Source organism: Ruegeria sp. BG5, from assembly GCF_056538425.1.
The window spans coordinates 48,601-61,492 of record NZ_JBQFTC010000001.1; the positions used below are offsets into that span (position 1 = coordinate 48,601).

Consider the following 12,892-nt stretch of genomic DNA (forward strand, 5'->3'; position numbering starts at 1 on the left):
CGCGCCGTCCCCAACGCATCACTGCACTTTCCCCCGTGCGACGACCGGCAAAGGACCAAGGTGGCTGTTGCCGCGAACGGATTCGACCTGATCCACCATATTGGTCACCACGCAGGCGTGGTTCGGGATGATCCAAAGGCGGTCGCCAACCTTGAGGTTGATCTTGTCGGCTTTCAAAACGCCGTGCTCTTCGGACAGGCCCTGAACCAGAATGTCTGGTCGGCCCAAAACATATCCGTGCCCCTCCAACCCCAGCAGATCGGATGTCAGCACTTTGGACCCGGCATCGATCACGGCGCGGTCAGGCGCAGGAACCGAGATCACAGTGGTCAGAACGCTCAGGGCGCACTCATCCCAAGTACAAATACCCCGCGCCTGCAACGAGCGGTCGTTGTAGACATAGGTGCCGATCCGGTATTCGGTCGCAACCGGTACGTCCTGCGCCCGCCACATTCCCGGAGAGCCGCCGTTCGAGATCACGCTGACCGTCAGCCCGGCCTGTTCGATCCGGGTTTTTGCGGTGCTGAGCCAGTCCTGAACCGCGCCTTCCTGCCCAACCGGCGGATAGGTCATGAGACCTCGGAACGTCAGGCCGGGCTTGTTCTCGATGTAACGGGCCAGTTCACACGCCTGCGCGGGCGAGGTCACGCCGCAGCGTGCGGCACCCGTGTCGCATTCCACCAGCACGCCCAATGGCTTGGAGGTATCCGCGAAAAACCGCGACAGCCCGTCTACCGTTTCCGTGTTGTCGGCCACAACGGTTAGGCGCGTCTTCTCGGCCAGCGCGCGCAGGCGGGACAGTTTCATATCGCCGAGGATGTTGTAGGTGATCAACACATCGTCAATGCCGCCTTCGCAGATCATCGCCTCGGCCTCGCTGACTTTCTGGCAGGTGATGCCGATGGCCCCAGCCTGCATTTGCCGTTTGGCCAGCGCCGGCAGCTTATGCGTTTTGATATGGGGTCGCACGGCCAGCCCGTATTTCGCGCAATGGACCTGAAAGCGGTCGATATTGGCCTCGGCGATGTCCAGATCAATCAGAACCGCCGGAGTGTCGATTTCGGGAAAGATCATTCTGCGGCCTCCTTGTGAGGGTCGTTGACAATCGGCCAGATCGCGCGTGTCAGATTTTTGTAGGGCGTTTTGGTTGGATCATTCGGATAGGGGCCTTCGACGGCGGCATAGGTGATTTCAATTGCGACGTCGGAAAATGCGCCGTGGAAATGGTTTGTCGATTTCACCACCAGCACCTTCTTTTGCGAGATGTCGATGCCCAGATTGGTGAACAGATCGGGCGAAAATGCCTGACTGCGGTTCGAATTCAGAACGACCACAATCCCGCCCAGTTGAATGACTGAACAATCGCCCATCGGAACAACCGATGCGCCAAAGCTTTGAACCGCGTTGCGCTGGTTGCGCAGGACCCTGACCGTGGCGTCAATTGGATTGCCCGCCAACGCCGAGGTTTTTCCGCCAAAGCGCAGATCGAACTCCGCGCCTTCACCTGCGGCATGACACAGGCGCACGGCCATCGGGTCCCAGATCGTGCCAAAAGCGATCGAGGTCATATTGCGTGCGATGGCCTCTTCGAGGATCAGGGTTGAATCGCCTGCCACGCCGCCGCCGGGGTTGTCCCAGACATCGGCCACAACGACAGGACCGCGCGGGGCCTGAGCCGCTTTGGACAGGGCCTCGGCAGGGGTAAGGTAGTCTGGCTTGGTCTGACCCCGAAAGGAAAACAGCTCTGCCCCCAGATTGCGGGCGATACGATCTGCCTTGGACGGGTCATTGTCGGTTAGCACGATGATCTTGGCCCCCAAATCCGGCGAGTCCCCGGCCATGAAGCCATGAATGACCGAGGCCGACAGAACCTCGCCTTCGGTCTCCATCCGCTTGATCCGGTCCACGAAACTGCGCATGGGTTCCTGACTGGTCGGCAGGACATCCAGCATCCGAACGTCATAAACCGAAATGACGGGCCGGATTTCGCCCTTGATCGCGCGCAGGGTCAGGTCGACGCAGGATTCGCCTGCTTCGACAAAATCGGTGTGGGGGAACTCCTTGAACACGGTGATGACATCCGCATTGTCGACCCGTTTCCGGCTGAGATGGCTGTGCGGGTCGAAACTGGCTCCGATGACCGTATCCGGCCCGACAATATCCCGAATGGCTTCGATCAGCACACCTTCGCAATCCAGACACCCTTCGGCGATCATCGCGCCATGCAGCCCCAGAACGACCCCGTCCAAGGGCAGCGCGGCTTTGACCTGATCCAGCACTTCCTGCTTTAGCCGCTGCCATGTTTCCTTGTTCAGCAAACCGCCGGGCTCGGCCCAGGTGGCGGTGCCTTCGATCAGCTCCAGCCCACCGGATTGCGCCCGTTTCCGCAATGCCGGGAACACGGCACTGCACAGGGTTGGCGTCTCGGGGTGTTGGCCGGGTGGTGCGTAAAAGCTCTGCTCAAAATCCGAGAAATCCGTGCGCAGGGGGGAAAACGTATTTGTTTCGGTCGCAAGGGACGCACAAAAGACGCGCATGTTCATTCCAATTCGCTGGTGAGGTCGGAGGCCGTATCGCGGCCTCCGACGTAAGGTGCTGCCGGTTGTCTCCGGCAGTCTGGGAGGATCAGTCGAGATACGAGGCGCTGTTGGCGCCATCGACCGCAGCCTTGAAGCTGGTCAGCAACTCATTGGCCTTTTCGTCGAGGTTTTCCTGAACATGCGCCTCGAACGCGGGCTGCGTTGCTGCGGCCATCGCGGCGCGCTGTTCGTCATTCAGCGCGGTCACCTGAATCTGGTCCATCAGCCCCGCAAGCCCGCGGTCCGACGCTTCGATGATGCGCGACAGGCCACGGCTGGCGGTGACGCAGTTTTCGGCGGCGGTGCGGATCGTGGCCTGTTCAGCCTCGGACAGGCTTTCAAAGAACGCGCGGTTAATCATGAAAGTATAGGGCGAGAACAGGTGGTTGGTCAGTGTCAGGTATTGCTGCACCTCGGCGAAGTTGGCGAAAGAGATGATCGGAACCGGGTTCATTTGTCCGTCGATCACGCCGGTCTGAAGCCCGGAATAGACCTCGCCCCAGGACAGCGGATAAGCCTCGGCCCCCAGCGCCTGCACGATCTTCTGGTGTGACGGCAGGGTCATGGTGCGGATACGGATGCCGTCGAAATCCTTCAGGTCCGCGATCGGCCGTTGCGAGTTGGTGACGGCAAAGAAACCTCCGGTATCCGGGAAACCCAGCACGACAACATCGCCCAGTTCGGCCTCGATATCGGCGGCCAGAGCTTCGCCGAATTCGCCATCGAACACCTCATAGGTCGCGGCATTGCCGTTGAAGGCAAACGGCAGGTTCAGCACATCGATGCGCGGGTAGTAACTGGCCAACGCACCGGTCGAGGTCAGCGTCGCCTGAATGATCCCGTCGCGCACCTGCTGCACATGCTCGGCTGCCGATCCCAGCTGGTTCGACCCAAACACCTCAACCGACACGCTGCCATTGGTGCCCGAGGTCACGAGGTTCGAAAACACCGCCGTACAGGCATGTGCCGGGTTTTCAAACGGGTCGGTCTTGTTGTCATGGCCGAACTTGATGACACCACCTTCGGCCAGCGCCGTGCTGGCCATCATGGTCGCTGTTATCGCGACGGTTGTGAGCAGTTTCTTCATGTTACTTCTCCTGTTGGTTTGGTTTTGATGAGTTCGTCACTGGGCAAAGCCCAACATCCGGGGCAGCCACAGGGCCGCGTCTTCCCAGAAGGCAAAGACAAAGAGGATGCCAATTTCCGCGATCAGAAACGGGAAGAGTTTCAGCGATATCCGTTCCAGCCGTTCACCCGTGACCGAGGACAACACGAACAGGCAGGCCCCCACAGGTGGCGTCATCAGCGAGATATTCAGGGCCAGCACGAAAATGATCCCGGCATGGATCGGCTCGAGCCCGACCTGCTGTGTCAGCGGCACCAGAACCGGGGCGAGGATGATCAGGATCGCGGTGATATCCATCACCATGCCGACGATCAGCAACAGCCCGATGATGATGGCGATGACGGCATACCGGTTGTCGGACAGGCCCAGAACGGTTTCGGCGATCAGTTGCGGGATGCGCTCAAAGCTCATCCACCAGCCCAGAATGCCCGCGAAGGCGATAATGACAAAGATCACACCGGTGATACGCGCCGTGCGCACCAGCATCCGGTAAAAGCCTTTGAACGTCAGCGTCCGGTAAACAAAGATACCGATGAACAGCGCGTAGGCGACGGCGATCGAGGCAGCTTCGGTTGGAGTAACAATACCGCCCAATATGCCGCCCAGAATGATCACCGGCATCGCCAGAGCGGTCAGCGAAGATACGAACGTCTCCCAGACCTCGCGCGGGGTGGCACCGCGCAGGGCTTTGGGCAGGTTCTCGCGCTTGCCGCCGATGGCGATTACAGCCATGCACACAAGGCAGATCACCAGTCCGGGCAAGACCCCGGCAGCGAACAGACCGGCAATCGACACACCCATAAGCGAGCCATAGACCACCATCAGCCCCGAGGGCGGAATGGTCGGGCCAATGATCGACCCCGCTGCCGTGACGGCGCAGGCATAGTCGCGCCTGTAGCCCTCTTTCACCATGGCAGGCACCAGCGTCCGGCCAAAGGCCGCCGCATCCGCCGTGGCCGAACCTGTCAGACCCGCGAAGAACACCGATGCCAGCATGTTCGTATGGGCCAGCCCGCCGCGAAACCGACCCACTAGAACCTGCGCCAGCTTCACAAGGCGGCTGGTGATCCCGATGTCGTTCATGATCTCGCCCGCCAGAATGAAAAAGGGCATGGCGAGAAAGGGAAAGATGTTGAGCCCGTTGAAGACCTTGCTGGGCCCGATGGCCAGAAACTGGGTGCCGCCCATGTCGATCAGGCCCACGACCCCGGCCAGGCCAATGGCGAACCCGATGGGCATTCCAAACAGGATTAGGGCGACAAATGTGACGGCGACGATCACGACATATCCTCCACCTCATGGGGAAAAGGTGGTTCGTCGATCTGAGTGCCCAGATCCCGAAACAGGACCAGCACCAGTTGCACCGCCGACAGGGCCGCTGACGCAGGAATGGCTGCATAGAACGGGGCAAGGCTTGCGCCAAAGATCATGGCCTGCCTCGGCGCTCCGCTTTGGGCAAAGCTGATGCCGAACCAGGCGACATACAGGAACAGGGCCAGCGCCAGAATGTCCATCACGATCAGAAGGACACGCCGAACCGGGCGCGGCAGCACCATGACAAACGCCGTAAGCCCGATGTGATCGCGCCGCGCAATCCCCGAGGACACCGCCAGCAGCGCCGCCCAGATCATCAGGTACCGCGCCAACACCTCGGGCCACGGCAATTGCCAGTGAAAGTAATAGCGGTCGATGACACCCAGCCAGACATCCAGAACCAGGGCTAGCATCAGCGCGGCAACGATCCCCTCGATGACAGAGTTTATCCGCGCGCTTGCGTCGGCAAACCAGTTGGACATTCGCATCCCTCCCAAGATCGCGAATCTGTAACTGAGTTTCAGTTTGCGTGTGATTTGACGTCAAATCAACGAAAAAATGTTACTGAGTTACGAAATATGACCAAAGAAGTGCCAGCGTTCCGGCCTTTCTTGTTTGCTCACAAGAAATTGTGTAACTAAGTTTCATGAAAATGCAGAAAGGCCAAACCGTGCCGAACGACGACCAACCCTCCGGCCAGAACGAATTCCCGCCCCACAAAGGGCGCTCGGGCGCTGTGGATTTGATCTCGGCCCTGCACAGCGGTCAGATCAAACTGGCCGTTCAGGAACAGAAAGTCGCGGACTATGTCAAAGAGCACCTGAACGACATCAGCGCCATGGCGATTGGCGATCTGGCCGAGCAATGCGCGGTCAGCAAGCCAACGGTCGTCCGGTTCTGCCGCAGCCTTGGCTGCGAAGGGTTTCGGGACTTCAAACTGCGTCTGGCGCAGAACATCGCGGTCAGCGCGCAATACCTGTTTGGCAATCCCGGCAACGCAGGATCGGACGCGGATACCGCCATAGATCAGGTGCTTGGTGCCATGTTCACAACCATGGAGACCATGCGCCGTCAGGTCGATACAAACGCATTGGAAGCGGCCCGAGACACCTGTCTGGACAAGCGCCAGATCCTGTTTTCCGGCATCGGCGGCGGGTCATCCTTTGTTGCGCAGGAAGCGTCCAACCGGTTTTTCCGGCTGGGCATCCCGTCCTTTTTCACCAATGACAGCTATGTCCTGCAAATGCGAGCCGCGTCTCTGCGGGCCGAGGATGTGCTTTTTCTAGTCTCAGCCAGCGGCGAAGCGGACGCAATCGTAGCCGCGGCCGAAGTCGCCAACGGTTATGGGGCAACAACGATCTGCATCACCCGGCCAAATACGCGACTGGCCAATACCTCAAAGATCGCCCTGCTGACCGACCTGCCGGAAGACAGCGACATCTACAAACCAACCGCGTCCCGATACGCCCATCTTGCAATCGTCGATGCACTAGCAATGACCGTGGCGCAAGAGATGACGGACGAGACCAAAGAGAACCTGCGGAGGATCAGGGCATCCCTCACCGCTTATCATGGACGAACAGGCCCGCAGCCGCTGGGGGATTGATCCAGCGTGGAACAGTACCACGTTCTTCCGTTTGTGTTTAAGGCGCTGACTTCCCCCACGGGCGACCCTAATAGACTGCACCTTGTCCTAAGCTGCGCCTGCTTGCCGCACCACCATTGTTGAATAGCGTTGCCTCGCCCCATTCCCACGTTCGCTACGCGGTAGCCTACCGAGAACAGGCGGCTTCGCCGTCTGAACAGAAAGTCTGCGTAGGTGCTGGATGAAAGACGTGAGGCGAAAATGGCGAGGTGTTACCTTTTTTGCGACTAAAAGGTCTTTCATCTGATCAGGGCGGTTCGATAACCGCCACAGCTTCAACGTCAGTCATTGTGCCGCTTCTGAAAACCAGATCACCAGGATCGGTGCAGCAGGTCGAATGTCTCAGCTATCATCGGGCTATCCTTGTGCCGTTCCAACGCCACGAAACACAGGCAAGCAGGAACTGACACGGAATTGCAGACAGCAAGTCCGAAGGATTGTTTTTGATGGAGCGCGATGGAGTCGCGGCAGAGGCTCAGGCCAATGCCGGATCTTACCATTTCAAGCATCGAAGCTTCTTGATCCACCAAGGCGACCACGTTCGGGCGGCTGTCCTGACTTTCGAAAACCTTGGCCAGAAGGCGATGGTGGACAGAGGCTTCGGGGGTGCCAATCCAAGGCAGGGCTGCAAGCGAAGACCAGTCGGAGCTTTCCACCTGCTTCTGCCAACCAGCAGGCCCGATCACGCGATAGGTGAAATCGGCCAGCTTTATGGCGTGCACCGGATCGCCTCCGTCCAACTCGATGCTGGAAAGGTCATCGGGTCCACACAGGTAGAACCCCGCATCGACCCGACCCCGCCTGAGCCATGTCAGGATGTCTCCGCTGACCCCATGTACCAGTTCGGTTTCGATGCCCGGATGCTCGGCGCGCAGATGTGCCAACAGACGGCCCAACCGAATGAACTCCGGGTCGACGATCGTGCCGATTGTCAGTTTTCCACTCAGGCGACCGACGCGCTGGCGGGCGCTGCGGTGGAAGTCACTGACTGCATCGAGAACTCTTTGCGCCTTCGCTAGGACCGCCGCTCCGTCATGGGTAATCTGCAACCCGGTCGGCGTTCGGTTGAACAGCGTAAGCCCCGTCTCTTCACCAAGACGCTTGATCTGATGGCTGATGGCCGGTTGGGTCAGGTTCAACACCTCGGCTGCGCGTGAAACGCTGCCTTCACGAGCCACCGTCACAAAGGCCAGAATGGTGTTAATATTCGAAAACCGGTCCATATAAAATTTACTAATATGGCATTGTGCGAATTGTCATTAGCTTTTTCTGTAAGCGCGCTTCAGAAATCATCAAAACCGGCTTGCCTTAGGTCACCACGAACCAAGACGGTTCATCGCTCCGCCTGCGGCACAGTTGGCAATGAAACGACAGAACAGGTGGAAGACGAACATGTCTGACGGCGCTAACAGGTTCGACTATATCGTGATTGGTGGCGGATCAGCCGGATGCCTGATGGCCAACAGGCTGAGTGCTGACCCGAAGAACCGGGTATTGCTGCTTGAGGCGGGCAAGCCCGATACCTATCCGTGGATACACATCCCGGTTGGCTATCTCTACTGCATTGGCAACCCGCGCGCAGACTGGATGTACAAGACCCAGCCAGCCAAAGGTTTGAACGGACGCAGCCTGCTTTACCCGCGCGGGAAGACGCTCGGCGGGTGCTCCTCGATCAACGGGATGATCTATATGCGGGGCCAAGCCCGCGACTATGACAACTGGGCCAAGCTTACCGGTGAAGAGGCCTGGAGTTGGGAAAACTCGCTGGCCGACTTTAAGGCTCATGAGAACCACTACAAGCTGGACGATGGCGCCGACCCGCACACCGGCGACAACAGCCGGTTTTCCGACCTGCATGGACATGGCGGTGAATGGCGGGTCGAAAAACAGCGTCTGCGCTGGGATGTTCTGGACAGTTTTGCCGATGCTGCGGTCGAAAACGGCATTCCAAAGACCGATGATTTCAACGCAGGCGACAATGCCGGGGTGGGCTATTTCGACGTCAACCAGCGCGCGGGGTGGCGATGGAATACCTCCAAGGCGTTTCTGCGCCCCGCCAAGTCGCGTCAGAACCTGACAATATGGACCGAGGCGCAGGTCGAGAAGCTGACCTTTGAAAAAGGCGAAGACGGTCGATTGCATTGCACCGGAGCGGTCGTTCACCACAAAGGACAACCCATTGCGGTCGCGACCTCAAAAGAGGTGGTCCTGTCGGCTGGTGCCGTGAACTCACCGCAAATCCTGCAACTGTCGGGGATTGGTCCGGCGGCCCTTTTAAAAGAGCATGGGATAGATGTGGTGATGGATGCGCCCTATGTGGGCGAAAATCTGCAGGATCACCTGCAAATCCGTGCGGTTTACAAGGTCAAGGGCACCAAGACGCTGAACACCTTGGCCAATTCCCTTGTAGGTAAGGCCAAGATCGGTCTGGAATATGTGCTGAAACGCTCGGGCCCGATGAGCATGTCGCCCAGCCAGTTGGGTGCTTTCACCCGTTCGGATCCGACGCGCCCGCACGCCAATCTCGAATACCATGTCCAGCCGCTGAGCCTTGAGGCGTTTGGTGAAGACCTGCATGATTTCCCCGCTATCACCGTCAGTGTTTGCAACCTGAACCCGACCAGCCGTGGGCATGTCCGCATCGCGTCTTCGGATTTCCGTCAGCCGCCCCAGATCACGCCCAATTATCTGGACACAGACGAAGATCGGAAAGTGGCCGCCCAAAGCCTGCGGCAGGTGCGCGAAATCATGGCTCAGCCCGCTATGGAAGCTTACGAGCCAGAAGAATTCAAACCGGGCATCCAATATCAAACCGATGAGGAACTGGCCCGGTTGGCAGGCGACATTGCCAGCACGATCTTTCACCCAGTTGGTACGATCAAGATGGGCCGCGAGGACGATGAAACCGCCGTTCTCGATCCGCATCTGCGCATGAAGGGCGTGGCCGGCCTGCGCGTGGTCGATGCCTCTGTCATGCCAGAGATCACAAGTGGCAACACCAACTCACCCACGATCATGATCGCAGAAAAGGCCGCTGGCTGGATGCTGGCGGGCCAATAAGACCTGTCGATATGCGAATTAAGAGTTTCCGGGAGGAACCATGCGCAATTCGTTTTCCAATCTTCCGCTAACCGGCGTGAAGGTCGTCGATTTCGGTCAGTACATCGCGGGCCCTGCTGTTGCGATGTTGCTGGGCGATCTGGGCGCAACCGTGGTTCATATCGACCCACCTGACGGCCCGATGTGGGACAGCCCGGCTAATGCTGCTCTGAACCGAAACAAGGTGATCGTAAATCTGGACCTCAAGACACCAGAGGGGTTGGACAGGGCCAAGACGCTCTGCGCCGAGGCCGATATCATCGTCGAGAACTTCCGCCCCGGGAAACTGGCCGCGCTTGGAATAGACTTTGCGGCAATGCGTGACGAAAGGCCCGAGCTGATCACGATCTCAATCCCCGGTTTTGCCTCGAACGACGAAGAACGGCGCGAGTTGCGTGCCTATGAAAGCATCGTCGCGGCAAGTTCGGGCGTGTTTACTGACATGGGGCTGAATCGGGTTCTGATGGGCCTGAACCCGTCATTTTCTCCGCTGCCGCTTGCCTCGGCTTACGCCTCGCAGATCGCGGCATCTGCCACGGTATTGGCATTGCAGTCCCGTCAGGTGACTGGCCTTGGCGACCAGATCGAAGTTCCCTTGGCAGCCGCCGTGATGGAGGGGCTCTGTTACAACTCGATCAAGGTTGAAAACATGCCCGAGCGCTATCTGACCCAGCGCGAGGTCGAGATTGAACGCCGGCGCATCGAAGGCCTGCCGATGAATGTTACATATGAAGATCTGCAGGAGTTGCTGGACCCGTTCTTCCGAAGCTACATGTGCAAGGACGGGCGCATGTTCTATGTGGTCTGCCCCAGCCATAAGAACCACGCCCGCCGCTGTCTGGAAGTGCTCGGCATTTATGACGAGTTGGTCGCGGACGGGCTGACGTCAGAAGAAGACACCTACAAACCATGGTCGGAATGGGAACACGACACCTCGCTGGGTGTCTATCCGATGCCGAAGTTCTGGGCCGACAAGATCGCCGCGCGGATGAAAGAGGTCTTCATGACCCGCACATCGCACGAGTGGAAGAAAATGTTCGGCCGTGGGCTGATCCCCGGCGCGCCGCAGCGCTGGCTGCAGGAATGGATTCACGACGAATATGCCGAGACCTCGGGGCTGATGATCGACGTTCACGACCCGATCTACGGGGACATGACGCAACCTGGCCCGGTGGTCTGGATGGAAGAAAGCGGTGAAGAGGCATTGCAGCCCGAGCCCCGCCGATGGGTCGACTTTGACGAAGCGCTGAAACTATTGCGGAAGCATCGCACCGAGATCCCAGCCCCTTCAGATACAGCCGCCAAGGAAGGCTGGCTGTCCGGCGTAAGGGTTCTGGACCTGTGCAATGTGATCGCGGGCCCGCATTCGGCCAGCTATCTGGCACGCTTCGGGGCCGAGGTGATCAAGCTCGACCCATCGGTGCCGATGTATGACAGTTGGAACACCGTCATCTATGGCATGTCGCAGATGCGCGGCAAACGCTCTGTTCTGGCCGACATCACCTCACATCACGGACGCCGGGTATTCGAAGACCTTGTGAAGTCTGTCGATGTCATCGCTTGGAACGCACCGGACAATCAGATCAGGAAAATGGGTCTTGATGCCGATAGCCTGCGCAAGCTCAACCCGGATGCGCTGTTCTGCAAGCTCGATTGTTTCAGCGGCGTGCGCCGGGGTACGCGGACCGATTATATCGGCTATGATGACCTGGTTCAGGCGACAACCGGCATCATGCTGCGCTTTGGTGGTGCCATGGATCGACCAGAGGAACACGCCCATGTGGGCACGATCGACGTTATGTGCGGATTTGGTGGCGCGCTTGGCGTAGCGGCAGCCCTTTATCAAAAATACCGCTTCGGTCGGATTGGGCGCGGGCGCACCTCGCTCAGTTCCAATAGCGGCCTTTTGCAGATCCCCTTTGCTTTTGATTACAAGGGCCGTGGGCTATTTGACGAGCCATCAGGCCCCGAGGCAAATGGCTATGATGCATTGACCCGGTTCTATAGCACCGCATCAGGTCGCTACGTCCTGCTCAGCGCCTACGAAGCCGACCTACCGAGGTTCCGCAAAGTCGAAGGCTTGGAGGATTTGCCTGATCTGCCAGAAGAAGACCGCGCCGCCTATCTGGCGACGGCTTTCCAATCCCTGCCTGCGTCGGATTGGGTGGAAAAGCTGCGCGCCGCCGATATCGGCGTGGCAATCTGCGAAAACCTTGACGCCTTGCGGGCGAGGAATTCACGCGTGGCGGATGGCACACCGGGCACCGAAAACGGCAGCTACTCTTTCTCGATTTATCCCGATCACCCCAGCGGGCATGAAGTCACACAGCTTGATCCCTACGCGGTGCGCCCAACCCGTGCAAAGGTTTTTGCCGTCGAGCCATCCGAGAAGTTCGGTACTTCAACCCGCACGATCCTCGGTGAAATTGGCTATTCGAGCGAGGCCATCGAAGTGATGATCAAATCCCGCGATGTCGCCGAGTCTTGGAGTGAGGAATACCTGCCGAGCTAGGTGAATACCCGGGTCGATTGTCGCTGGGAGTAGAGGCAAGTCCATTTTGCAATTGGTGGCCTATTTCGGACCCTAGGCTTGCACTCCAAATGCCGCGTTTGCAGTCCGTATTGCCGCCGTTCGCTGTATCTTTCCTTTCCTATCGGCGGAAATTGGTCCGGAGTGCAGCCTTTACCGCCATCAGGGTGACACCGACCTGTCGGGATTCCTGCCGCAGGCTTGAAGCCGTGCGATGTGCCTTCAGATAGGTTGCATCGATCATGATAGCCTTGTGATCGGAAAGCTCGGCGGTCAGCCCTTCCATGATCCGGGCAAACACACCCTGTTTTCAGCGGCGCTCTGACCAATGGCGTTTGCCACTTACTTTCAACGCTAACAGCGGTCGTGAAGTGTATGTGGCGGGCGTAGCGTCCGACCATCTCCTGCCGTTGCGACTGAAGAAGATAACCCCCGCACCATGTGCCTTTCATCCATGCATGGCTTGCCATGACCCTTGGGAAGTATAGACTCAATCTAGCCATCTGCTCGTCGGTCAACCAAAGCAAGTTGCTCATCTCGCCTCCTGAAGTTCAGAGTTTTGATAATCTCGGCGCGTCGAGGGCAACCAAATCAATGGG

At 58.6% G+C, this 12,892-nt stretch carries 9 protein-coding genes and 1 pseudogene; 3 read left to right on the forward strand and 7 right to left on the reverse strand.

What is annotated here, in order from left to right; all coding sequences use genetic code 11:
- Nucleotides 1-18: 18 nt before the first annotated feature.
- The 5 genes from ACR0KX_RS00240 to ACR0KX_RS00260 form a co-directional block, all read right to left on the reverse strand.
- Complete coding sequence (locus ACR0KX_RS00240; protein WP_170622717.1) at nucleotides 19-1,074, reverse strand: D-TA family PLP-dependent enzyme; 1,056 nt, start codon at nucleotides 1,072-1,074, stop codon at nucleotides 19-21.
- Entirely contained in the window at nucleotides 1,071-2,537 is a 1,467-nt protein-coding gene (locus ACR0KX_RS00245; RefSeq protein WP_170622719.1) for a M81 family metallopeptidase, read from the reverse strand. Before ACR0KX_RS00245 ends, ACR0KX_RS00240 begins: the two co-directional genes overlap by 4 nt.
- 88 nt (nucleotides 2,538-2,625) lie before the next feature.
- Nucleotides 2,626-3,666 carry a TRAP transporter substrate-binding protein gene (locus ACR0KX_RS00250; protein WP_480707681.1) on the reverse strand — a complete coding sequence of 347 codons (1,041 nt, stop codon included), beginning with the start codon at nucleotides 3,664-3,666 and terminating at the stop codon, nucleotides 2,626-2,628.
- A gap of 36 nt (nucleotides 3,667-3,702) precedes the next feature.
- The gene (locus ACR0KX_RS00255; protein WP_170452965.1) at nucleotides 3,703-4,986 is read right to left on the reverse strand and encodes a TRAP transporter large permease; all 1,284 of its coding nucleotides are present in this window, start codon (nucleotides 4,984-4,986) and stop codon (nucleotides 3,703-3,705) included.
- Entirely contained in the window at nucleotides 4,983-5,501 is a 519-nt protein-coding gene (locus ACR0KX_RS00260) for a TRAP transporter small permease (RefSeq protein ID WP_170452963.1), read from the reverse strand. Before ACR0KX_RS00260 ends, ACR0KX_RS00255 begins: the two co-directional genes overlap by 4 nt.
- 164 nt (nucleotides 5,502-5,665) lie before the next feature.
- Here ACR0KX_RS00260 and ACR0KX_RS00265 point away from each other — a divergent pair, with 164 nt between their 5' ends.
- Complete coding sequence (locus tag ACR0KX_RS00265; protein WP_480707683.1) at nucleotides 5,666-6,625, forward strand: MurR/RpiR family transcriptional regulator; 960 nt, start codon at nucleotides 5,666-5,668, stop codon at nucleotides 6,623-6,625.
- Between the two features lie 350 nt (nucleotides 6,626-6,975).
- On the opposite strand, the gene ACR0KX_RS00270 is transcribed toward ACR0KX_RS00265, so the two are convergent.
- The gene (locus ACR0KX_RS00270; protein WP_170452961.1) at nucleotides 6,976-7,887 is read right to left on the reverse strand and encodes a LysR family transcriptional regulator; all 912 of its coding nucleotides are present in this window, start codon (nucleotides 7,885-7,887) and stop codon (nucleotides 6,976-6,978) included.
- A 169-nt stretch (nucleotides 7,888-8,056) separates the two neighbouring features.
- On the opposite strand from ACR0KX_RS00270, the gene ACR0KX_RS00275 reads away from it, so the two are divergent.
- Both ACR0KX_RS00275 and ACR0KX_RS00280 read left to right on the forward strand, forming a co-directional pair.
- Complete coding sequence (locus tag ACR0KX_RS00275; RefSeq protein ID WP_170622721.1) at nucleotides 8,057-9,724, forward strand: GMC family oxidoreductase N-terminal domain-containing protein; 1,668 nt, start codon at nucleotides 8,057-8,059, stop codon at nucleotides 9,722-9,724.
- Nucleotides 9,725-9,764: 40 nt separating this feature from the next.
- Nucleotides 9,765-12,275, forward strand: a complete 2,511-nt coding sequence (locus tag ACR0KX_RS00280) for a CoA transferase (RefSeq protein WP_170622723.1) — start codon at nucleotides 9,765-9,767, stop codon at nucleotides 12,273-12,275.
- 184 nt (nucleotides 12,276-12,459) lie between these two features.
- Here the strand turns inward: ACR0KX_RS00280 and ACR0KX_RS00285 are convergent.
- Nucleotides 12,460-12,829: pseudogene (locus tag ACR0KX_RS00285) on the reverse strand (transposase family protein); the annotation flags it as partial.
- Between the last annotated feature and the right edge of the window lie 63 nt (nucleotides 12,830-12,892).

Coding starts and splice junctions, on each gene's coding strand:
- ACR0KX_RS00270 (WP_170452961.1), bottom strand. CDS start 7,887: ATGGACCGGTTTTCGAATATTAACACCATTCTGGCCTTTGTGACGGTG.
- ACR0KX_RS00240 (WP_170622717.1), bottom strand. CDS start 1,074: ATGATCTTTCCCGAAATCGACACTCCGGCGGTTCTGATTGATCTGGAC.
- ACR0KX_RS00245 (WP_170622719.1), bottom strand. CDS start 2,537: ATGCGCGTCTTTTGTGCGTCCCTTGCGACCGAAACAAATACGTTTTCC.
- ACR0KX_RS00250 (WP_480707681.1), bottom strand. CDS start 3,666: ATGAAGAAACTGCTCACAACCGTCGCGATAACAGCGACCATGATGGCC.
- ACR0KX_RS00265 (WP_480707683.1), top strand. CDS start 5,666: ATGAAAATGCAGAAAGGCCAAACCGTGCCGAACGACGACCAACCCTCC.
- ACR0KX_RS00260 (WP_170452963.1), bottom strand. CDS start 5,501: ATGTCCAACTGGTTTGCCGACGCAAGCGCGCGGATAAACTCTGTCATC.
- ACR0KX_RS00275 (WP_170622721.1), top strand. CDS start 8,057: ATGTCTGACGGCGCTAACAGGTTCGACTATATCGTGATTGGTGGCGGA.
- ACR0KX_RS00280 (WP_170622723.1), top strand. CDS start 9,765: ATGCGCAATTCGTTTTCCAATCTTCCGCTAACCGGCGTGAAGGTCGTC.